The sequence below is a fragment of the Variovorax sp. W2I14 genome (genome assembly GCF_050435205.1).
Taxonomy (GTDB): Bacteria; Pseudomonadota; Gammaproteobacteria; order Burkholderiales; family Burkholderiaceae_C; genus Variovorax; species Variovorax paradoxus_C.
This window is the reverse complement of the sequence record NZ_JBNDJX010000001.1, coordinates 6029846-6051160: the sequence shown is the minus strand read 5'-3', so window position 1 is coordinate 6051160 and position 21315 is coordinate 6029846. Positions and strand designations below refer to the sequence as shown.

The 21315-nt window shown below is 63.1% G+C and carries 16 protein-coding genes; 11 read left to right on the top strand and 5 right to left on the bottom strand.

Going from position 1 to position 21315, the window contains the following annotated elements; translation table 11 throughout:
* The first annotated feature begins 170 nt into the window (after window positions 1-170).
* Window positions 171-938 (top strand): class II aldolase/adducin family protein, encoded by a 768-nt coding sequence (locus QF040_RS28300; RefSeq protein ID WP_307512489.1) that lies wholly within the window; start codon window positions 171-173, stop codon window positions 936-938.
* Window positions 939-992: 54 nt separating this feature from the next.
* Here the strand turns inward: QF040_RS28300 and QF040_RS28295 are convergent, their stop codons facing one another.
* Window positions 993-1928, bottom strand: a complete 936-nt coding sequence (locus tag QF040_RS28295) for a LysR family transcriptional regulator (protein WP_429613733.1) — start codon at window positions 1926-1928, stop codon at window positions 993-995.
* Window positions 1929-2063: 135 nt separating this feature from the next.
* Here QF040_RS28295 and QF040_RS28290 point away from each other — a divergent pair, with 135 nt between their 5' ends.
* The 3 genes from QF040_RS28290 to QF040_RS28280 are packed head-to-tail and all read left to right on the top strand — an operon-like array spanning window position 2064 to window position 8092.
* Complete coding sequence (locus tag QF040_RS28290) at window positions 2064-3548, top strand: short-chain fatty acid transporter (RefSeq protein ID WP_373423544.1); 1485 nt, start codon at window positions 2064-2066, stop codon at window positions 3546-3548.
* 40 nt (window positions 3549-3588) lie between these two features.
* Window positions 3589-7047 (top strand): molybdopterin-dependent oxidoreductase, encoded by a 3459-nt coding sequence (locus tag QF040_RS28285; protein WP_307512485.1) that lies wholly within the window; start codon window positions 3589-3591, stop codon window positions 7045-7047.
* Between the two features lie 55 nt (window positions 7048-7102).
* On the top strand, window positions 7103-8092 hold the full coding sequence (locus QF040_RS28280) for an ornithine cyclodeaminase family protein (protein WP_307512483.1): 990 nt from the start codon (window positions 7103-7105) through the stop codon (window positions 8090-8092).
* A gap of 701 nt (window positions 8093-8793) precedes the next feature.
* On the opposite strand, the gene QF040_RS28275 is transcribed toward QF040_RS28280, so the two are convergent.
* On the bottom strand, window positions 8794-9246 hold the full coding sequence (locus tag QF040_RS28275) for a winged helix-turn-helix transcriptional regulator (protein ID WP_429613732.1): 453 nt from the start codon (window positions 9244-9246) through the stop codon (window positions 8794-8796).
* Between the two features lie 89 nt (window positions 9247-9335).
* On the opposite strand from QF040_RS28275, the gene QF040_RS28270 reads away from it, so the two are divergent.
* Complete coding sequence (locus QF040_RS28270) at window positions 9336-10262, top strand: NmrA/HSCARG family protein (RefSeq protein WP_429613731.1); 927 nt, start codon at window positions 9336-9338, stop codon at window positions 10260-10262.
* A gap of 94 nt (window positions 10263-10356) precedes the next feature.
* Here the strand turns inward: QF040_RS28270 and QF040_RS28265 are convergent, their stop codons facing one another.
* Window positions 10357-10779, bottom strand: a complete 423-nt coding sequence (locus tag QF040_RS28265) for a DUF2000 domain-containing protein (RefSeq protein WP_307647137.1) — start codon at window positions 10777-10779, stop codon at window positions 10357-10359.
* Window positions 10780-11024: 245 nt separating this feature from the next.
* Between QF040_RS28265 and QF040_RS28260 the strand changes: the two genes are divergently transcribed.
* A complete protein-coding gene (locus QF040_RS28260; RefSeq protein ID WP_429613730.1) occupies window positions 11025-11516 on the top strand; it encodes an Lrp/AsnC family transcriptional regulator in 492 nt (163 codons plus the stop codon).
* A 34-nt stretch (window positions 11517-11550) separates the two neighbouring features.
* Here the strand turns inward: QF040_RS28260 and QF040_RS28255 are convergent, their stop codons facing one another.
* Complete coding sequence (locus tag QF040_RS28255) at window positions 11551-12387, bottom strand: helix-turn-helix transcriptional regulator (protein ID WP_429613729.1); 837 nt, start codon at window positions 12385-12387, stop codon at window positions 11551-11553.
* A 144-nt stretch (window positions 12388-12531) separates the two neighbouring features.
* Between QF040_RS28255 and QF040_RS28250 the strand changes: the two genes are divergently transcribed.
* Window positions 12532-13221 carry a glutathione binding-like protein gene (locus QF040_RS28250; RefSeq protein ID WP_429613728.1) on the top strand — a complete coding sequence of 230 codons (690 nt, stop codon included), beginning with the start codon at window positions 12532-12534 and terminating at the stop codon, window positions 13219-13221.
* Between the two features lie 809 nt (window positions 13222-14030).
* On the opposite strand, the gene QF040_RS28245 is transcribed toward QF040_RS28250, so the two are convergent.
* On the bottom strand, window positions 14031-14483 hold the full coding sequence (locus QF040_RS28245; RefSeq protein WP_429613727.1) for a MarR family winged helix-turn-helix transcriptional regulator: 453 nt from the start codon (window positions 14481-14483) through the stop codon (window positions 14031-14033).
* An 88-nt stretch (window positions 14484-14571) separates the two neighbouring features.
* On the opposite strand from QF040_RS28245, the gene QF040_RS28240 reads away from it, so the two are divergent.
* From QF040_RS28240 to QF040_RS28225, 4 genes are read left to right on the top strand one after another with little or no spacing between them, the layout of a single operon-like run.
* Entirely contained in the window at window positions 14572-15513 is a 942-nt protein-coding gene (locus QF040_RS28240; RefSeq protein ID WP_429613726.1) for a quinone oxidoreductase family protein, read from the top strand.
* A complete protein-coding gene (locus QF040_RS28235; protein WP_429613725.1) occupies window positions 15510-16964 on the top strand; it encodes an efflux transporter outer membrane subunit in 1455 nt (484 codons plus the stop codon). The genes QF040_RS28240 and QF040_RS28235 overlap by 4 nt, the downstream gene beginning before the upstream one ends.
* The gene (locus tag QF040_RS28230) at window positions 16961-18085 is read left to right on the top strand and encodes an efflux RND transporter periplasmic adaptor subunit (RefSeq protein WP_429613724.1); all 1125 of its coding nucleotides are present in this window, start codon (window positions 16961-16963) and stop codon (window positions 18083-18085) included. The genes QF040_RS28235 and QF040_RS28230 overlap by 4 nt, the downstream gene beginning before the upstream one ends.
* Before the next feature lie 11 nt (window positions 18086-18096).
* Entirely contained in the window at window positions 18097-21186 is a 3090-nt protein-coding gene (locus QF040_RS28225; RefSeq protein WP_429613723.1) for an efflux RND transporter permease subunit, read from the top strand.
* Window positions 21187-21315: the final 129 nt, after the last annotated feature.

Genomic DNA, 21315 nt, shown 5'->3' with positions numbered 1-21315 from the left:
CCTTGCCAGCTTGCCGCTCGACAACCACGCTGCTGTTCCTGCAGTGCGGTGCATAGCAAGTGGTTTGTCGGGCGACGTCCGTGGCGACGGACACGCAACCCTTCGATGAACGCGAGGCTTGCACCTTCTGCTCAGTTTCCAATCCAGACCCACAATTCCGAGCCCTGCCCATGAACGCCAACTCCCAATCCGAAATCCAGAAGCTCGTCTCCGCCGAGGAGTGGCAACTGCGCGTCGACCTCGCCGCCTGCTACCGCCTGGTGGCGCTCTATGGCTGGAGCGACCTTGTGTTCACGCACATCAGCGCGCGCGTGCCCGGCCCCGAGCATCACTTCCTCATCAACCCCTACGGGCTGATGTTCGACGAGATCACCGCATCGAGCCTCGTGAAGGTCGACCAGCAGTGCAACAAGATCATCGAGTCGCCTTACCCGGTGAACCCGGCCGGCTTCGTGATCCACAGCGCGGTGCATGCCGCGCGCGAAGACATCCTGTGCGTGCTGCATACCCACACCAAGGCCGGCATCGCGGTGAGCGCACAGAAGAACGGCGTGCTGCCCATCAGCCAGCAATCGACCTTCGTCTTGACCTCGCTCGCGTATCACGACTACGAAGGCGTGGCCTTCCGCGACGACGAGAAGCCGCGCCTGCAGGCCGACATGGGCCATGCCAACTTCCTCATGCTGCGCAACCACGGCCTGCTCACTTGCGGCAAGACCATTGCCGATGCGTTTCTGTCGATGTACAACTTCGAGACCACCTGCCAGATCCAGATTGCGGCGCAATCGGGCGGCAGCGAACTCACGCACGTCGATCCGAAGATCATCGATGGCGTGGGCCAGGCGAGAAAGGTGCAAAGCGGGGGGCTTGGTGGCATGTTCGTGTGGCCCTCTCTGATCCGCAAACTGGACCAGCTAGACAACAGCTATCGTCAATAACCTGCCGAGACATTTCCACCACTGGGCGTTACCAACGCAGCGGCGAGCGCCGACCTATTCCGGATCGTCATCGGTACGAGGCTGCGATTCACGCGTGAGCGTCCTGGCGAGCAACCGCAGGACGTTCGCCGACGCTTCAGCAGCCTTCGACAGGACAGCACCGCGACGGTAGGCGATTCCCAGGTCCATCGAGGGCACGGCGCTGGCCAGCACAGTCCTGCGGATTTTCCCGCCGTCGTGCGACCAGGGCCGGAACACCAGGTCCGACAGGATGGTCACGCCGATGTTCTGCGCCACGAGGCTGCGCACCGCTTCGATCGATTTGGTTCGGAAGACCACCTTCGGCTGGAGCTTGCTGGCGCTCCAGTAGCGACCCACGGTTTCCACGTGCTCGTCCATGTCCAGCAGCACGAAGGGAAGCTCGGCCACCGCGCGCAGTGAGACAAGCTTTTGCGACGCAAGCGGATGGTCGAACGATGTCCACAGGCGCCGCGGCGACTTCAGCAGATTCTCCCGACGGATGTCCGGTGCGCGCGAGAGGTTCGAGACCAGCACCACGGCGAGGTCGAACTCCTCGCTGCGCAGACCGCGCTCGATCTCCACGCGGTTGCGCTCCACCGGTTCGAGCTCGACCAACGGCAGTTGCGTGCGCATCGCGCCGATGATCCGTGGAAGCATGTATTCGGAGACGGTGTCCGTGATGGCGATCCGCACGCGCCCCTCCACCGAGGATTTCGAGTTGCGCGTCTCGTCCACAGCCGACGCGAGCGTGCGCAGGATGTGCTCGGCGTGCCGAAGGAACCCCTCGCCCTGCACGGTCAGCCGCAGCCCGTCCGAATGCCGCGTGAACAGCTGCACCTTCAACGTCGCCTCCAGGTTCTTGAGCGACGTGGTCAGCGACGGCTGGCTCACATAGCAGCGCTGGGCGGCGCGCGACACCTGTCGGGTCTCTGCGGCAGCCACGAAATGCTGCAACTGCTTGATGGTCACTGACATAGGCTGGCTCTATATCGCTCTATTGAAAATAGAGATTATGAATTCTTCGTGCAAATTCCTAACATCTGCCAGCACGCCATGTCGGGCGTGTGACGAGGACCCGACGGTTCCACCGCACAAGGACGAGACATGCCATCCACATCCACGCCAACGCCCGACCTCGAGTCCGGCCACCTTGCGCCTGCCGCGGGCAACGGCGCAGCCAACGCGGGGCTTCTGAGCCGCCTGGGCCTGCGCTTCACCGCGTGGGCGGAACGGTGGTTCCCCGACGCCTTCGTCTTCGCCGCGATTGCCGTGGTGGTGGTCGCCGGCGCGGCCCTGCTCAATGGCTCCAGCCCGCGTGAAGTGGCCAAGTCCTTCGGCGACGGTTTCTGGAGCCTGATCGTCTTCACGATGCAGATGGCATTGGTGGCGATCGGTGGCTACGTCGTCGCAACCTCGCCCCCGGCAGCGCGGCTCATCCGGCGACTTGCCGCTCTGCCGGTGTCGGGGCGCCAGGCCATCGCGTACGTCGCGGCGATCAGCATGATCCTGTCGCTCTTCAACTGGGGCATTTCGCTGATCTTCAGCGCGCTCTTCGTGCGCGCGCTGGCGGGCCGTCGCGAGCTGCGCATGGACTACCGCGCCGCCGGCGCCGCAGCCTACCTGGGCATGGGCGCGACCTGGGCACTCGGGCTCAGTTCTTCGGCGGCGCAGTTGCAGGCCAATGCCAGCAGCCTGCCCAAGAGCATCCTGGACATCACCGGTGTCATCCCGTTCAGCCAGACCATCTTGCTGTGGCAGTCGGCCGCCATGGCACTGGTGCTGATGGCCGTGTCGATCGCCATTGCGCTGTGGTCGGCGCCCAGCGCTCAGGACGCGGTCACGGCAGAGGAGCTCGGCGTGGACCTCTCGGAACCGAAGCCGGCGGCTACAGGCGTCGCGGTCCGCCGTCCCGGTGAATGGTTCGAGCGCAGCCCCCTGCTCACGCTGCTGCTGTGCGCCCTGGGCTTCGGCTGGCTCGCGCAGGAGTTCATGGCCAAGAGTCCGCTGGTCGCGATCTCGGGGCTGAACACCTACAACCTGCTGTTCCTGATGATCGGGCTGCTGCTGCATTGGCGCCCGCGCAGCTTCCTGGACGCGGTGTCGCGCTCGGTGCCCACGACGGCCGGCGTCATCATCCAGTTTCCGCTCTACGGCGCAATCGCAGCGATGCTGACCGGCGCCAAGGGCGACGGCGGCATCACGCTGTCGGACCGCGTCGCGCACCTCTTCGTGAGCATCTCCAGCGTCGACAGCTTCGCGGTGGTGATGGGCGCGTATTCCGCCGTGCTGGGTTTTTTCATTCCCTCGGGCGGCGGCAAGTGGATCATCGAAGCCCCCTACGTGATGCAGGCCGCGAACGACCTGAAGGTGCACCTGGGCTGGGCCGTGCAGGTCTACAACGCGGCCGAGGCGCTGCCCAACCTGATCAACCCGTTCTGGATGCTGCCGCTGCTGGGCGTACTTTCATTGAAAGCACGCGACATCGTGGGGTTCACTTTCCTGCAGTTGCTGGTGCATGCGCCGCTGGTTCTTTTCATGCTCTGGTTCTTCGGCAGGACCCTCGCGTACATCCCACCGGTGATGCCCTGACGCGACACGCTGGCTCCAGATGCAAACGACATCCACGCCCATGACGGCGACGTCCACCACAACGGAAACCAAAGCCGGTTTTTGCACGCTCTGCCGCTCGCGTTGTGGCACCCTCAACGAGGTGCGCGGCGACGCGCTGGTGTCGGTCCGGCCCGACCCTTCGCACCCCACCGGCCAGGCGATGTGCATGAAGGGAAAGTCCGCGCCCGAGCTGGTGCACAGTCCGCATCGCCTGCGCTATCCCATGCGCCGCACGCGGCCCAAGACCGACGCAGACCCGGGGTGGGTGCGCATCGGATGGGACGAGGCGCTCGCGGAAACCGCGCAGCGGCTGGCCGCGATCAAGGCCGAGAGCGGTGCCGAGTCGGTGGTGTTCGCCGTGACTACGCCCAGCGGCACACCGCTCTCGGACAGCATCGACTGGATCGAGCGCTTCGTGCGCCTCTTCGGCAGCCCCAACATCTGCTATGCGACCGAAGTCTGCAACTGGCACAAAGACTTCGCACACGCCTTCACTTTCGGCTGCGGCATGCCCGCGGCCGACTATGCGCAGGCGGATCTCATCGTGCTGTGGGGCCACAACCCTGCCAACACCTGGCTCGCCCAGGCCGGTGCCATCGCGCGCGGTCGCGCGAGCGGCGCGAAGATGGTGGTCATCGACCCGCGCCCCACCGCGCTAGCCAGGCAGGCGGACGCGTGGTTGCCGGTCCGCCCCGGCACCGACGCGGCGCTGGCGCTCGGCCTCGTCCACCTGCTGATCGCCGATGCGACATTCGACGAGGGGTTCGTGCGCGAGTGGACGAATGCGCCGCTGCTGGTTCGCGGCGACAACGGGCAGTTCCTGATGGAGCGGGACCTTCGCCCCGATGCGGAGGCCAATCGCTTCATGGTGTGGAGCGACGCATGCGGCGGCGCGGTGCCTTACAACACCGAGCAAGCCGTCGACCCCCTGGACGCCAGGCACTTTCGCCTGCGCGGCGCCGTGGTGGTCGATGCGGCAGCCGATCGACTCTCATGCACGCCGGCCTTCGAGCTCCTGGTGCAGGGTTGCGCCCGCTACACGCCAGGCGAAGTCGAACGCATCACCGGCGTCAGCGAGGCCTCGTTGCGCGCCGTTGCCGAACTCTTCGGCAGCAGCCGTCGCGTGGCCTACCACGCGTGGACCGGGATCGGGCAGCACACCAACGCCACGCAATCCGAGCGCGCGGTCGCCACGCTGTACGCGCTGTGCGGAAGCTTCGATCGCATCGGCGCAAACCGGGTGCGCACGGGCCCGCGCGTGAACCAGGTCAATGCCCTCTCCCTCTTGCCTGACGCACAACGCGCCAAGGCGCTGGGCCTCGCGCAGCGCCCGATCGGGCCGCCTTCGCAGGGATGGGTGACGGCGCGCGACACCTACCGCGCGGTCCTCGAAGGCGAGCCGTACAAGGTGCGTGCCATGGTGGCCTTCGGCACGAACCTGCCCGTGTCGCAAGCCGATACCGGCCTCGCACAGCAAGCACTGTCGCAGCTGGAGTTTCATGTCCACTGCGACCTGTTCGAAACACCGGCGGCGCGTTATGCGGACATCCTGCTGCCGGTCAACACGCCGTGGGAGCGCGAAGGGCTTCGCGTCGGCTTCGAGATTGACGACCGTGCGGCGAGCTGGGTGCAGCTGCGACAGCGCATGGTGCCTCCCCAAGGCACAGCACGCTCGGACAACGACATCGTGTTCGAACTGGCCGTGCGGCTCGGCATGGGCAACGACTTCTTCGGAGGCAGCCTCGAGCGCGGGTGGAACCACATGCTCGAACCCCTGGGCCTGACCGTCGCTGCGCTTCGCGAGCGCCCCAAGGGCATCGCCTGCGCCATCGACGCAAGCGAACGGAAATTCGCGCAGGCCACGGCGTCGGGTGTGCGCGGATTCGACACGCCCACGCGCCGCGTCGAGCTCTATTCCGAGACGCTCCTGCGCCATGGCCAACCGCCCGTGGCCAGTTTCGTGGAGCCCGCCGACACGCCGCGCGAAGCGAACGCCACGCACCAGGGCCGCTTTCCGTACGTGTTGAGTTCCGCGAAGAACGGCTTCTACTGCCACAGCCAGCACCGCAGCGTGCCGTCGCTGCGCAAACGCGCGCCCGAGCCGGTGGCCGAACTGGGCACCGCCCTTGCGGCCGCCAAGGGCATCGCGGACGGTGATTGGATTCGCATCAACACACGCGTGGGGCATGCGCGATTCGTCGCTCGCATCACGCCGCAATTGGCGGACGACCTCATCGTGGCGGAGTTCGGTTGGTGGCAGGGCTGCAGCGAACTCGACAGGCCCGAGCTGCCGACCGAAGGCGCCTTGAGCAGCAACTTCAATGCTTTGATCTCCGCCGACCAATGCGACCCGGTGAGCGGGTCCGTGCCGCACCGCTCGTTCCTGTGCGACGTCGAGCGCGACCAGGCCACGGAAAGGCGTCAGCGCAAGTGGACCGGCCACCGTCTTTTCGAGATCAGCGCGCTACGGGGCGAAGCAGAGGGCGTGCTCGGCATTCACCTGCGGGCGGCAGACGGCGGCGAGCTTCCCGACTATCACCCCGGCCAGCATGTCGAGATGCAGTTGACGCTGCCGGACGGCACCCAGGTCACACGCGCCTATTCGCTCACCGGCAACGCAGAGGAGCCGGGCCGGCGCGGCTACAGCGTCGCCGTGCGCCACCAGCGCTCGAGCCCTGGCGGCGCGGCACCTGAAGGCCTCGTGTCGAGCCACCTGCACCGCGCCTTGAAGGTGGGCGATACGCTCGCGCTGCGCGCCCCGTCCGGGGGCTTCGTCTTGCCCCGGCGCTTGCAGCAGCCGCTGGTTTTCTTCGCCGGGGGCATCGGCATCACGCCGTTCGCGAGCTTGCTCGAATCTCTGCCCGATGGCGCGCAGGAACCGGCCATCTGGCTCTACTACGCCAACCTGAACAGCAGGACCCACGCGTTCAGGGCGCGCATCGCGCAGCACCGCGCGCGGCTGCCCCACCTGCGGGTGATCGACCACTACAACGCGCCACTACCCGAAGACCGCCCTGGCCTCGACTATCAATCGAACGCCTACATCGATGCCAGCGTGGTGGACGACGCACTGATTGCACAACGCGCGCGCTTCTTCATGTGCGGCCCGCCCGCCATGATGGAAACCTTGACTGCCGGATTGGTGGCCCGAGGCGTTCCGCGGTTCGACATCTTCAGCGAAGTCTTCCGGTCGCCGGTCGTGAATTCGATGGATGGCGACGAACGCTTTGCCGTCAGATTCGACAGGACCGGCGGAGCAGCCGCGACCTGGACGCCCAGTGAGGGCACGCTCCTGACGTTCGCCGAGTCGCGCGGCCTGCAATTGCCAAGCGGCTGCCGCGTGGGGCAATGCGAAAGCTGCGCGGTGCGCCTGCTCGCCGGAAAGGTGCGCCACCTTCATGGCACCGAGCCGGAAGACCCAGCCATCTGCCTGACCTGCCAGGCAGTGCCGCTCGAGGACATCGTGCTCGATGCGTGACCGATCCCCCTCCCCTGTTCCTCGTCCTCTTCCTCATTCTTCTTCGATCCCGCCCATGAAAATCATCGACGCCGAAAGCACACGCCGCGCACTGCCGTTCGACCGGCTGATTCCAGCGCTGCGCGACATGTTCGTCGCGGGCTGCGAAGTTCCGTTGCGGCACACGCACGCACTGAACCCCACGGCCGACGGCCCGCAACAGACGGTGCTCGTCATGCCGGCCTGGCAGCAGGACCGCTACTTCGGCATCAAGACCGTGACGATCTTCCCGGGCAACGCGGCGCGCGGCTTGCCGGGACTCTTTTCGACGTACATGCTCTACGACGCGCGCACGGGAGAGCCCCTGGCGCAAATCGACGGCAACGAGATCACGTCCCGGCGCACGGCGGCGGCGTCGGCGCTTGCCGCCTCGTACCTCGCACCTGCGGACGCGCGAAGCCTGCTCGTGGTCGGCTGCGGACGTGTCGGCAGCCTGTTGCCGGAGGCCTATCGCGCCGTGCGGCCCATCGATCGCATCGCGCTGTGGGACCGAGACGAAGCGGCAGCCACGGCACTGGCCGCGCGGCTTCGGGCGCAGGACATCGACGCCGTCGTGGCACTCGATCTGGCCGCGGCCGCGGCCAATGCCGACATCGTGAGCTGTGCGACGCTGGCCACGCAGCCCGTAGTGCGAGGCGCATGGCTGCGTGCGCAAGGCCACCTCGATCTGATCGGCAGCTTCACCCCGCACATGCGGGAAGCCGACGACGCCTGCTTCGCGGGTGCCCGGCTTTTCGTTGATACCCAGGAGGCGTTGTTGAAGAGCGGCGATCTGCTGGGGCCTATGTCGCGCGGTGTATTCGAAGCGCGGGACACGGCAGGCACGTTGGCCGACCTAGCTGCCGGAAAGGTGATGGCGCGATCCACAGGGTGTGGGCGGACCGTCTTCAAAGCGGTCGGCACAGCACTTGAAGATCTCGCCGCTGCGATTTTGGTGTTGGAGCACGACTCAATGAGAAACGCTCCTTCAGATTGCTGCCGAGAATTGGCCCAGCTAACGCAGTAATTTCCGTCTAAGACGGCCCAACGGAACCCCTTGTCCTGCAATTTTCAAAGCAGGGATCTTAGGATTAATAGAGGTGGCGACATGGTTCGCGATTGAGGCAACTAAATCGCGAAAACAGCGGGACAAGCTGCGGAAGATCCACACAGGCGTTGACGGGCTAGGCTCGCAAAGGCGAACTCGCGCATCCAAGGGGCCAGCAAGATCAGATATCCAAGCTTGCAGGACACGCCTTTTAAGACGAGAAGTGGAAGCAAGCAAGGAAACTTGGAATCGAATCACAAACCGTGGCTCGCAGCGGTAAGTCGTTGATTCTGCGAGACTGGCTGAGCAGCCAAAACCCCAATTAAAGCTGGGGCGGAATCTTAAAATTGCCTGCAACCCGCACCAGCACTCACTTTCGCCAATTTGTCCAATCTGCCGGGTACACGTTTGGGTACACCAAAACTGCCGGAAACGGCCCCGAATTTCAGGCATCACACCAGAGACAAACGGGCCGCCGAGACAGGATTATCTCACTTGCGAATCGGGGCGCCGAGCCGGTTAGATGAGTGCCACAACATCGCGCAAGTGCGCTGTAGTCGGCGACAAGTTTTCGTCCACCCCCACAAGCCAGCGATCGGCGGAATTCAACAAGCAGAAGGCTTGGCCTGTGCTTGTCCCGCTGCAATGCTCCTCACTTGGCATTCAACGCCAACTGAGATCTACCCTTCTTGCGACGCCCCATCGTAGTACCGACGATTGCCTTCAATTCGGCTCCAGTTTTCGCGGATCCACGACGTGAACCCCTCCAACGCCGGCAACATGCTGGCGCCCATGTCCGTCAACTCGTACTCAACCCGTGTAGGCACCTCGGGGTACTGATGGCGACGCAACAAGCCGTCGCGTTCTAGGTTGCGCAGCGTTAGGGTGAGCATGCGCTGGGTAATCCCTTCGATGCCAGCTTTGAGTGCCGTGAACCGCAGCCGGTGGCCAGGAACTACGGCAAGGTGCGAAACAACCAAAATCGTCCACTTGTCGCCCAGCCGCGCCAGCACGCTATGCGGGGCGCAAGGCTTGAACAAGGGACCATTCGGCGTTTGGGTGTAGGGACGGCCGTGCACAAAGTCGCCTTGTGCGTTTTCGGCATCAGTATTTTCTGTCTTCGCCGGTACCATTTTTGTGCCTTAGGTTATCGAGAGTGCCTACCAACGCTTGCAGCTTCTATTCGCTCCAATCGTTGCTCTTTCTGACAAGAGGCGATCGTATGGGCAATGAAGTTTCGGTTTTCGGTGCCACGGGACAGCAGGGTGGATCGGTGGCGTGGGCGCTACTAAACGCAGGGTGGCAAGTGCGTGCGCTTGTGCGAAACCCGAATAGCGCCGGGGCGCTGGCGTTGCGCGATGCGGGGGTCACTCTCATAAAGGGCGAATTCGCAGACGATCTTGCCATGCGCCGGGCCATCGAGGGCGTACATGCGGTCTTCAGTGTGCAGCCTAGTTCCGGACAGGGTGCGGTGTTGGGAATAAGCGATGAGGAAGAAGAGAGTTTTGGCATCGCCATTGCCGACCTTGCCGCGCAAAGTGGCGTGCAGCACCTGGTTTACTCAAGCACAAGCGCAGTGAGCAGCGGGCTCACGGGCATGGGTCATTTCGATAGCAAGCTGCACATCGAAGATCACATCCGCAAGCTGCCCATCAACGCCACCATTCTGAGGCCAGCAGCGTTCATGGAAATGCTGCTTATGCCAGGCTTCGGACTGGATCGACGGCAATTCAATTTTTTCATGCGACTGGACCAGCCTATGCAGTTCATCGCCGTGCAAGACATCGGCGCGATCGTCGCAGCGGTTCTGGCTGACTCCGCGCGCTTTGGCGGCGCGACATTCGAAATCGCAAGCGCTACTGCCACGGGCGCAGACCTGCAGGCGCTGTTTAGCCAAGCCGCAGGTCGGCCCATTGCCTATGCGCGCTTTTCTGACGAGGTTTTGGCAGGGAATGCCTTCCTGCGGCGACTCACCGAGTTACTGGACGCTGGCCCGTTGGTTGGTAGTGCTGATCTGCCAGCCCTGCGGAAGCTGCATCCAGGACTCCAGACCTTTGAGTCGTGGCTTCATGGGCAAGGACGAAAGGCGTTTGAGAACGCACTGGGCGCGGCCGGGACGTGGGCCTATGGCACTGCCAACAAGGGGTAACGATGGCGAAGGCGAGCTCCGATGACTGGACGCTCACGCCAGCCGGATTATTCCAAATGCGAGCTAGTGCGGTGCTGGCTTGTTTGCTGAACAATCATCTAAGCAGCTTCAGGTTTCCCACGATCTTATTAATTGACTTGCGATGACCGGCAAGGCCGATTGACAGATATCCCAAGCGTTCGGGCGTCACATCCGCCATGACCCGGCGGAATTCTTCGTAGTCGACGGTCGTTTGACCTTCGAGGGGAAAGACGACGACGTCGCAGTTCGCGGCCGCCTTCTCACTTAGTGCGATCAACTCGCCGGGCGAAGCGCCCAGGATAGAAATTCCCGTGAAAATCACACCAGGATAGGACGTTCCTGTTCCATCCTTAAATTGCTCGCCAACCAGGGACGGATGCCTCTGCCCCAGAGTAAATGCGACAACGGCCGCAGCGTTGGCCGCCTTTCCGATCGGCAGTTCGTTATTGATGATGATGACACTTCGCTCGGGCGTTGCGCCGAATGCTTCAAGCATGAATAGACCTTAGTGGATGTTGGAATGAGCACGGATTTCATGCCGTCGCTCGGGGGACCATTCAGCGCGTTATCGATGATGGGCACCTGGTGTTGAAAAGAGCGCTACACCTGCAAACGTTCATCTGAAAAGCGACCGACAGCTACACCTGTATTCCAGTTGGCTCTGGATGTAAGGACAGCGTTGTTTTTCGTAGGATGACGCTTCGAGATGATTTTATTGAGCAACCGATTGAAGGAACGGTCATGAGCGAAGATACGAAAACTGTTCGGCGTACTCGGGACCGTCGGGGTCAGGTGGACGCCACGGACAGAAAATTGTTAGGCCTTCTGGCGCAGAACGCCGAACTCGGCTACGCCGAACTGGGCAAGAAAACTCACCTTTCCGCTCCCGCCGTCCATGAGCGAGTCAAGCGCCTCAAGCACAGCGGTGTGATTCGGGCGACAGTGGCATTGCTTGATGGCTCGAAGATCGGAAGGAGTCTCTTGGCGTTTGTGCATCTTGAAACGAGCAACTGGGAGACAACCCGGCAGGTACTCGATATGTCGGCAGTTCCTGAAATCGAAGAAATACACACAGTGGCCGGGGATACAGCCATGATCTTGAAAGTGCGTACTGAAAGCCCCGCCGCCCTCGAGGAGCTTCTAAGCAAGTTCCATCAATTGGACGGATTCAAGGGCGTCAGAACCTTCATCGCCCTCGGGACCTATCTCGAACGCGGTCCCCTACCCAAGTAACTCGCGCGCCTGCTAGCAGGCCAACTCATGGCACTCACGATAGGGTTTCGAGCTGTGATGGAGCGCCCCTGACAGCTATTGGCGAGAAGCCAAAACGCTTTTTGAACCGGACCGAGAAGCGTGAGGCCGATTCGTAGCCGACCTGAGAGGCGATATCCGCAATCGGCCGGTCCGTCACCTGCAAGAGCGTCAGTGCCGCCGTCATGCGCACATCAATCAGAATGTCGTTGAATGACTGTCCCTGAGCCGCAAGCCGGCGCCTGAAGGTCGCTTCGCTCATGGCAAGAGATTGGGCCAGATCTCTCGAAGTCCACATGTTCTCCGGTGCAGCTCCGATCATTAGACGCACCTTCCTTTGCAGATCGGAAGCCGTCTCCACGCCGAAGATCACCCCGGTATATGCCAGCCAGGCCAGCAGTTCCTGCATCCGGTGCTCCGCAACGACGTCTGGAATCCGATCAGGCAAGACAATGGTGTGCATGACGCGCTCGAACGATTGCACGAATTCATCGCCCAAGTTTTTCAGGGCGGCAATGTGTTTCAGCTTCTGATGATCAGGAAAAGCCTTCTCTACTTTCGACAGGATAGGGTTTGCGCAGACGATCCAAGAGGACTCAAACTCTCCACGCTCTGTTTCGTTTTGAACATCGCAAGTCGTGCTCGGCGCGATCGCCACGGCGTCGCCCGGTAACAGACTGATCTTCTTGCCGTTGATCTTGATCGTCTTGCGACCACGTCTGAGCAGAATGAGCGCGGGATGATCAGTGACGAAGGTGTGAACGAGCAAATCGTTTCGTTGGCGAACCGATGCAGTCAGGCCCACGTCCTGTCTGAACCATACTCTCCGTTGGATCCGGGCTTCCGAGTTCATATGCAACCTCGTCATGAGCCTAGCCGATTGGCGGACGGAGTAAATCACATTGATCGAATCGCACATCAAGTGATTGCGTCGGCACATTCAAGGAAGTGCGTCAGATCTATTCTTTCGCAGAACCTTGAACAACGGAGAAGATCGATGATTCTGTATTCCTCGCCGCTAGCCTGCTCGAGCGCAGCACACATGATCCTGCTTGAACTTGGCATCCCCCATGAAATCGCGTTCGTCGACATCTACGCGCAGCCGCACATATTGATCGAAGGCGGGACACCTTTCACTGATGTGAATCCCAAGAACTCAGTTCCCGCGCTCAGGCTGGACTCCGGCGAGGTGCTGACCGAAATCGGCGTCATCCTCCAGTACATCGCTGACCTGAAGCCGGAATCCGGCCTGCTTCCGAAAGCAGGCAGTTTGGCGCGCTATCGCGTGATGGAGTGGCTGAGCTATGTGGGCTCCGATGTGCATAAAACCATCGGGCCATTATTCCACCCGCATATGCCAGCCACTGGAAAGGAGATACACAAACAGAACCTGAATCGCAGGCTGACCTACATCGAGCAGCGGCTGGTACACGAATCGTATTTGATGGGCGAGACTTTTACCGTAGCTGATGCCTACCTGTTCGTGATGATCGGGTGGGAGCCCTACTTCAAATTCGATCTGGCGCCATATCCAAACCTCGCCAAGTTCCACAAACACAAACGGGTGGCATCGAGACCGTCATTTGCAGACGTTCTTCAGCTCATCGACCCGGTGCTTAAACGGGTGAATCTTCCGGTATTCCCGAGTGCGACCCACATTCGCGACGACGTTGTGCGGCATGCCTGATGCAGGACCAAGACCTCGTCGCTTCCACCTTCGTGAGTACATCGCGCCGCAGCAGTTCGAGAGAGTGGGGCTTGGAGAAGTGATGCATTGGAACTCCAACATCTTCGCCGCTTCCTTGCAGTAGATGAAGGACTCTATCTCCCTGGTGCGGCGAAGCGTCTGCGTATCGAGCAGTCGCTAACGGGGCGGAAGATCTGGGCGTTGAAGTAGGCCTCAGCGTTCGGCTATCCATCCGCAACGTAAGCACGCAACCGACACATCTCAACGACCGCGATCTGAGATGTGCCCGGTTGGCCTCGACGTGGTCATCAGCTTGTAGCAACATCTGCCAATGCCGAAGTACCGATGGTCATGTCTCGCTTGCGGTGAGACGAATTCGAGTGAGGTGGAGGCTTGCACCACGTGCCAGTGCCCGGCCCATGCTACGTCGGCGCAGATCACCGCGAACCGAACGAGGCATGTCGAGGGAGGCGGTCGGCTTCTGGGAGAGGCTGCGATCGGCGCTTCCGAAGATCTCTCGGCTTTCGAGGTTCTCTGCAAGCCGGTGATCTTGTTCCTCTTTGGATGGTGGCCAGGCAGGCGGCCTTAGGCGGTCAACTTGGCTTCCAAAGATGCGGCAACAGTTCGTCGATGCGGCTGTGCGGCTGTGCGGCTGTGCGGCTCATCAGTACGCGCCTGTCGCGTGCCAGAAAGAGGCGACGCCCTTGATTCAGAACCGGGCGATGTGGCTCACCCAATTGCTGGCACAGACTGAATTGATCTCATCTCGAGAGATTTTTCGGCCACCGGATTAGCCGTCCCTTCGACCTTCAACCCTTCCGAGCTTCGAACATGCGCTGAAGCAACTTCTGAAGGAGCTGCTGATCTGACGCGCTGAGTTGTTCGATGATCGGGGCCAGTGCCTGCTGCCCTTGGACACGCAGCCGCTTGACGAGCTTGGCCCCGTCGCTCGTCAGAAAAACGTCTGTCGCCCTGCCATCTTCTTCGTTCGGCGCACGCGCTACCAGTCCCCTCTTTTCTGCTCGGGCGATAAGCCCTGACATCGTCTGCTTCTCCAACCCGAGGTAGTCGGCGAGTTCGGCCATTCGCGGGCGCCGATCCCACAGGATTCCCAGGACGCGGATCAGCGAGAGAGACAGGTCGTTCTCGGCGCCAATCTTGTTGATCACGGCCATCGTGACAAAGGCGGTCGTCACAAGTGCATCGGCCAACTTCTCATCGGACGCGGGGACGTCCTTCATGGATTTTTTCTCTTTCGTCATGGCGTCATGTTGACATAGTTCGTATTACGTACCAATAATAGGTCGCATTACGAACTTTATGGTCGACGTGCCCACCGAAGGAGAACCCATGAAAGCTGCTGTCATCACCTCGTTCGGCCAACCGCCGCACTACAGCGACTACGCCGATCCCGTGCCCCAAGGGCCGGGAGAAATGCTCGTCGAGGTGCTCGCGGCCGGCCTGCATCACGTCACTCGCGGCCAAGCTTCGGGCGCTCATTACTCCGGCAGTGGCGGGCTGCCGCTCGTCCCGGGTGTCGATGGCGTCGGACGCGGTACCGACGGCAAGCTGCGCTACTTCGTGCAGAGTCCCGGGCAAATCGGCACGATGGCCGACAGGACGGTGATCGAACTCGACCACAGCATTGAGCTGCCGATCGACAGCGATCCAGCAACGATCGCGGGCGCGATGAATCCCGCGATGGCGTCCTGGCTCGCGATGCGTTGCCGCGCACCGTTTCAGAAAGGGCAGAAGGTGCTCATCCTCGGTGCCACCGGAAGCTCAGGAAGCATGGCCGTGCAAATCGCCCGGCATCTCGGAGCGTCGCGGGTCATCGCCGCTGGGCGCGACGAGGAGAGGCTCGCGAAACTGCCCGCCCTTGGCGCCACAGAGATCGTGACGCTGGGGGATGCCGGGTTGGGCGCCCTTGCGCGCGACGTCGATGTCGTGCTCGATCTCGTTTGGGGTGAGAGTGCGGTTCGCGTCATGGAGACCGTACTCAAGCAACGGACGGATCGCAGCTTGCCGATCACCTGGATACACATAGGCTCGATGGGAGGGGAAGTTGCTGCCATTCCAGGCGCCTTCCTGCGATCTGCAAAACTCCAGATCGTGGGCAGTGGATACGGCTCGGTGTCAGGTCGCGAGATCCTCATGGCGTTGCCAGCGCTGGCGAAAGAGATCGCACGCGGAACGTTCCGCATCGACGTGAAGGCCATGCCACTGCGCAACGTGGAGCAAGCGTGGTCCGGGGTGGCCAGCACCAACGAGCGCATCGTCTTCACGCCATGACGGTCGGTCGCCTGTCCTCCCTGCTCGCGACCTGCGGGCTGATCCTGCTGTTGACTGCCTGCGCAAGCCCGTCATTGCGCGCGCCTGCAGCCATTGAGCTGCCCGATGTCTGGCGCGCGTCCTTGCCCCATGACGGATCGACGGTGGCACTCGCCGATTGGTGGAAGGCATTTCCCGATCCGATGCTCGTCAAGTTGGTCGAACGTGGCCAGGCCGCCAACCCGAACGTGCAGGTGGCCGCCGCCAGGCATCGGCAGGCGCGCGCCTTGGTCACACAAGCCCGAGCCGGCCTGCTACCGCAACTTGGCCTGAATGCCACATCGAGTCGTGGCAAGAATCTCAACAGCGTCCCAGGCGTTTCCACCCAGTCCGACGCCCAGTTCAATGCCAGTTGGGAGATCGACCTCTTTGGCGGCAAGCGCGCCGAAGCCGATGAACAGGCGGCGCAAGCTGACGCCGCGCAACACGACTGGCACGCCGCCCGCGTGACACTGGCAGCCGATGTCGCCGGAGCCTACGTGAACCTGCGGCTGGCTCAGGCGCGCGAGGAAGTAGCCGAACTCGACGGCCTGCTGGCAGCTCAGCTTGCCGCGTGGGGGCGACAACAGCAGGCAGTCGGCCTCATGAACGCCAGCGACGTGGCCTTGTTGCGGACCGATGCTTCCCTCGCCACGGCCCGTCGCAGTGCCGAGCGAGCCGAAGCGCAGGTGGCCCTGCAGGAACTGGCCTTGCTGCTCGGCGTGTCGGCGGCCCCGTTGGCCACCGAGCTGCAAGCCCCCGCCTTGCCCGCCGCCTGGATATCTCCTCGCCGCTCGCTTCCCGACGCGCCCGCCTTCGCGGTCCACACGATGCCGGCACAGCTGCTGGCGCAGCGTCCGGATGTGGCCGCAGCCCATCGGCGCTGGTTGGCCGCGCAGGCCCACCAACGCAGCGTGGACGCCCAGCGTTATCCGCAGCTCAGTCTGGGTGCATTGATCGGCGAAGCGCGCCTGCGTGCAGGCGGAGAGAGCTCGGTGAGTTCACTGTGGTCGATCGGCCCGAGCTTGACGCTGCCGCTGTTCGACGGTGGGACACGGCGGGCACAAGGCCGGGCTGCGCTCGCCGCAGTCGATGAGGCGGCTGCAACCCTGCAAGCGAAGTGGCAAACCGCCGTCGCCGAAGTCGAGGAGTCAATGGAGCGCACGGCAGCCACGCGCGACCGCCAGCGCGAAGCTGAATCCGTAGCGCGTGAGTGGCGGGGCATTGCACAGCGTGCCGTCCTGCAGGCGCAGGCAGGCCTGCACAGCGGAGCGCAGCGTGTCACTTCGCAACGCAATGCATTGACGGCGCACGGCGACTTGCTTGCCGCCCAAGCGGATCAGGCACAAGCCTGGTTCCGCCTGTACCGCAGTCTTGGCGGTGGTTGGAACGCCGGCCCAAGTCCCATCGATCAACTTGCCGCTCAACCATGAAACTTCACCCCGTCTACCCCTTTTCTGCAGTCGTCTGTCTTTGCGTTGCCTCCGCCGTGCTGCTTGTCGTCACGCGCAGCGCCGCCCAACCGACGCCGTCCCCTGATGCGCCACCCGCACTGACGGTCAAGGCAACTTCCGCCGTTGCACAGCGATGGCCGCAGACACTGGCCGCAGTCGGCAGCATTGCTGCCTGGCAGGAAGTGGTGATCGGTGCCGAGATAGGTGGCCAGCGCCTGTCGCGGCTGCTGGTCGATGTCGGGGACAGGGTGAAGCAGGGGCAGCTTCTGGCGCAACTCAGCCCTGGCACCCTGGAAGCCGATCTGAACGCCAGCCGTGCTGCGCTTCAGGAGGCCGAGGTCAATGCCGCAGAGACGGGCCGCGCTGCCGCCCGCGCCAAAGCGCTACAGGGCACCGAGATCTTGTCGGCCCAGGCCATTGATCAGGCACTGGCGGCCGGCGATGCCGCGCAAGCCCGTCTGGCCGCAGCCCGCGCACGGGTGCAGGCCGACACGCTGCGGCTGGCCTACACCCAGGTGCGCGCGCCAGACGACGGTGTGATCAGCGCCCGGCCCGCTGTTGAAGGTGTGCTCGTTCAAGCGGGCGCAGAAATCATGCGCCTGCAGCGCCAGGGCCGGCTGGAATGGCGCGCCGAATTGCCGGGGCCGGAACTCGGACGCGTGGCACCAGGCCAGGCCGTGGTCATCAACCCAGGCGGTGCGCAGGCCACCGAAGGCCGCGTGCGCAAAGTCTCGCCTCAGGTCGATCCGCAAAGTCGTACCGGCATCGTGTACGTGGACCTCAAGCCCGCCGCGCCGGTGCGCGCCGGCCTGTTCGCCCGTGGTGAGCTGCTGTTGGACCAGCACACGGTACTGACGCTCCCCGAAACCGCCGTCCTGCTGCGCGATGGTTTCAGCTATGTGCTCCGCATCGAGGGCGACAGGGTGCGCCAGCAGAAAGTAGCGTTGGGCGCGAGGCGCGGTGATCGGGTGGAGATCCGCGAAGGGCTTGCCGCCGACACGGCAGTCGTCGAATCCGGCGTCGGTTTCCTTGCGGATGGCGTGACGGTGCGCGTCACCGCCGTCAGTCCGAATGCATCCCCCCAGACCACCACGCGCTGAAGGGGAAGACCATGAACTTCTCCGCCTGGTCGATCCGCAACCCCGTGCCGGCCATCCTTCTATTCGTCATGCTCACGGTGGCTGGGCTGTTCGCGTTCCACGGCGCCAAGGTCCAGAACTTCCCGGACGTAGATCTGCCCATGATCACCGTCATGGCCAGCCTGCCAGGCACTGCTCCGGCCCAGATGGAAACCGAGGTTGCGCGCAAGCTGGAGAACGCGATGGCCACGATGAAAGGGCTCAGGCACCTGCACACGAAGGTGCAAGACGGCGTGGCCACGGTCTCCGCGGAATTCCGCCTCGAGAAGCCGCCGCAGGAAGCCTTGGACGACACGCGCGCTGCCGTGGCCCGTGTGAGAGCGGACCTTCCTGCGGCCTTGCGTGATCCCGTCATCAGTAAGGTCGAGTTCAAGAATGATCCGATCCTGACCTATACGGTGGCATCGCCGCGCATGGACGACGAAGCACTGTCTTGGTTCGTCGATGACCAGATCACCCGGCGCCTGCTCGCCGTGCCCGGCGTCGGTTCCGTCATCCGCGTGGGCGGTGTGAACCGAGAAGTGCGCGTCGAACTCGATCCGGACCGATTGCTGGCATTGCGTCTGAGTGCAGCCAATGTCTCGCGCCAGCTTGTCCAAGTGCAACGCGAGGCCCCGGGCGGACGTGCCAGGCTGGGCAGTGGCGAACAGCCTGTGCGCATGGTCGTCGCGGCACCCTCGGCCGGCGCCCTCGCTGCCATGGAGATCCCATTGCCCGATGGGCATGTCGTGCGGCTGGATCAGGTGGCCACCGTCACGGATGGGCTGGCCGAGCGGCGCAGTGGCGCCTTCCTCAACGGCAAGCCGGTGGTCGGCTTCGAGATCCTGCGCACCACGGGCGCCGGTGACATCGACGTTGCCAACGGCGTGCGCCGGGCGCTCGCGGTGCTGAAGACGCAACAACCGGACATCCAAATCACGGAGGCGATCAACGCTGTCGATCAGGTGGTGGAAAATTTTGAAGGCAGCATGTCGCTGCTCATCGAGGGTGCCTTGCTCGCGGTGCTGGTGGTGTGGATCTTCCTGCGCGATCTTCGCGCGACGTTCGTCGCCGCCGTGGCGCTGCCGCTGTCCATCGTCCCCAGCTTCCTGTTCATGCAATGGATGGGGTTCACGCTGAACCTCATCACCTTGCTGTCGCTGTCGCTGGTGGTCGGCATCCTGGTGGATGACGCCATCGTCGAAATCGAGAACATCATGCGCCACTTGGCGCAAGGCAAGGAGCCCCTGGTGGCCGCGCGCGAGGCGGCCGACGAGATCGGGCTCGCAGTGATCGCCACTACTTTCGCGCTGATCGCCGTCTTCCTGCCCACCGCCTTCATGACAGGTCTGGTTGGCAAGTTCTTCGTGCAATTCGGCTGGACGGCATCCATCGCCGTGTTCTTCTCGCTGGTCGTGGCGCGTTTGCTCACGCCGATGATGGCGGCCTACCTGCTGAAGAAGCCGAGCCGACCCCATGCCGAACCATTCTGGATGCCGGCCTATCTGAAGGCGGCACGTTGGGCCTTCACCCACAAGGTCGCCACACTGGCGATCATGGTGGCCTTCGGCATCGCCAGCTGCACGCCGCTGTTCATGGGTGCGATCAAGGTCGACTTCATGCCGCCGGGCGATTTGAGCCAGACCCGGATCAGCGTCGAGTTGCCGCCAGGCAGCACCTTTGAACAGACGCGCGCCATCGCCGATCAGGTGCGCGCCGCGGTGACAGCGCATCCGCACGTGACGATGATCTACGCAGCCGTCGGCGGCGGCAGCACAGGAGGCAACTTGACCGGCGGCGTTGCCGAAGCGCGCACGGCAAATTTGACGCTGAACCTGACGCCACGCAAAGAGCGCCCGGGCCTTACCCAGCAGCATATCGAGAGCGAGCTGCGCACACGCCTGCAGGACGTTGCCGGTGCACGTGTCAAATTGGCCGCAAATGTAGGCTACACGCTGGTGCTCTCCGGTGAGGACAGTGACCTGTTGGCGCAACATGCGGCCACGGTGGAGCAGGAACTGCGCAGCCTGACAGGGATCGGCCAGGTGACCAGCAGTTCGAGTCTGCAGAGACCCGAGTTGATCGTGCGCCCGGACACTGCCCGCGCGGCCGATCGGGGGGTAACGACCGATGCCATTGCGGAGACGGTGCGTGTGGCGACCCTGGGAGACTACGACCAGTTGCTTCCGAAGCTCAACCTGAGCCAGCGCCAGGTGCCGATCGTGGTGCGGCTGCCCGACGAAGCGATGAGAGACCCGGAACTGCTGCATCAGCTGACGGTGCCGGGTGCGCGCGGTCCGGTTCCGCTGCGTGATGTGGCGCAGATGGAGATCGCCAGCGGCCCCGCGCAGATCAATCGCCTCGACCGTTTGCGCAACGTGAACTTCGAGATCGAACTCAACGGTCAGGCCCTGGGCGATGTGCAGAAGCGCGTCGCCGCGCTGCCCAGCCTATCGCACCTGCCGCCTGGTCTGTTCAAGAACGAGATTGGACCTGCGGAAACATCCAACGAGCTTGGCCGGAGTTTCCTGTTGGCGATGGGAACGGGCGTGGTCTGTATCTACATCGTGCTGGTGCTGCTGTTCCACGCCTGGGTGCAACCGGTGACGATTCTCGGAGCGCTGCTCTTGTCGATCCCGGGAGCGATCCTGGCGCTGTTCGTGACCGGCACCAACCTCAGTATGCCCGCCATGATCGGGATGATCATGCTGATGGGCATCGCCACCAAGAACTCCATCCTGCTTGTGGAGTACGCCATCGTGGCGCAGCGCGATCACGGCATGTCCCGGCTCGAGGCGCTGCTCGACGCCTGCCACAAACGCGCACGTCCGATCGTGATGACCACCCTGGCGATGGGCGCAGGGATGCTCCCCATCGCGCTGGGCTTTGGCGCCGATCCGAGTTTTCGCGCGCCGATGGCCATCGTCGTGATCGGCGGCCTCATCACCTCCACCTTTCTGAGTCTGCTGGTCATTCCAGTCCTCTATGAGGTCGTTGATGACTGCGTCCAACGCTGCACGCCGAAGCGCTGGATGGCGAAGCGCGAAGGAGTCTCGATCGTTCGCACTTTCCCCAACCCTTGAACCGCGCTTGATCGCCTGCATTGGCAGGCGCTCTGCCCCCAACGCAACCGATGCGGCGACTCAACGGCCATGTCGAGTGACGGCCCCGTGGTCAACATCCAGCGACCGAACGCTGCGTCCACCAACCTT

Bases quoted from the DNA above. Each gene is read 5' to 3' on its own strand.
- QF040_RS28280 (WP_307512483.1), top strand. From the start codon at position 7,103: ATGAAAATCATCGACGCCGAAAGCACACGCCGCGCACTGCCGTTCGAC.
- QF040_RS28290 (WP_373423544.1), top strand. From the start codon at position 2,064: ATGCCATCCACATCCACGCCAACGCCCGACCTCGAGTCCGGCCACCTT.
- QF040_RS28235 (WP_429613725.1), top strand. From the start codon at position 15,510: ATGACGGTCGGTCGCCTGTCCTCCCTGCTCGCGACCTGCGGGCTGATC.
- QF040_RS28240 (WP_429613726.1), top strand. From the start codon at position 14,572: ATGAAAGCTGCTGTCATCACCTCGTTCGGCCAACCGCCGCACTACAGC.
- QF040_RS28285 (WP_307512485.1), top strand. From the start codon at position 3,589: ATGACGGCGACGTCCACCACAACGGAAACCAAAGCCGGTTTTTGCACG.
- QF040_RS28270 (WP_429613731.1), top strand. From the start codon at position 9,336: ATGGGCAATGAAGTTTCGGTTTTCGGTGCCACGGGACAGCAGGGTGGA.
- QF040_RS28255 (WP_429613729.1), bottom strand. From the start codon at position 12,387: ATGAACTCGGAAGCCCGGATCCAACGGAGAGTATGGTTCAGACAGGAC.
- QF040_RS28275 (WP_429613732.1), bottom strand. From the start codon at position 9,246: ATGGTACCGGCGAAGACAGAAAATACTGATGCCGAAAACGCACAAGGC.
- QF040_RS28265 (WP_307647137.1), bottom strand. From the start codon at position 10,779: ATGCTTGAAGCATTCGGCGCAACGCCCGAGCGAAGTGTCATCATCATC.
- QF040_RS28260 (WP_429613730.1), top strand. From the start codon at position 11,025: ATGAGCGAAGATACGAAAACTGTTCGGCGTACTCGGGACCGTCGGGGT.
- QF040_RS28300 (WP_307512489.1), top strand. From the start codon at position 171: ATGAACGCCAACTCCCAATCCGAAATCCAGAAGCTCGTCTCCGCCGAG.
- QF040_RS28225 (WP_429613723.1), top strand. From the start codon at position 18,097: ATGAACTTCTCCGCCTGGTCGATCCGCAACCCCGTGCCGGCCATCCTT.
- QF040_RS28245 (WP_429613727.1), bottom strand. From the start codon at position 14,483: ATGACGAAAGAGAAAAAATCCATGAAGGACGTCCCCGCGTCCGATGAG.
- QF040_RS28250 (WP_429613728.1), top strand. From the start codon at position 12,532: ATGATTCTGTATTCCTCGCCGCTAGCCTGCTCGAGCGCAGCACACATG.
- QF040_RS28230 (WP_429613724.1), top strand. From the start codon at position 16,961: ATGAAACTTCACCCCGTCTACCCCTTTTCTGCAGTCGTCTGTCTTTGC.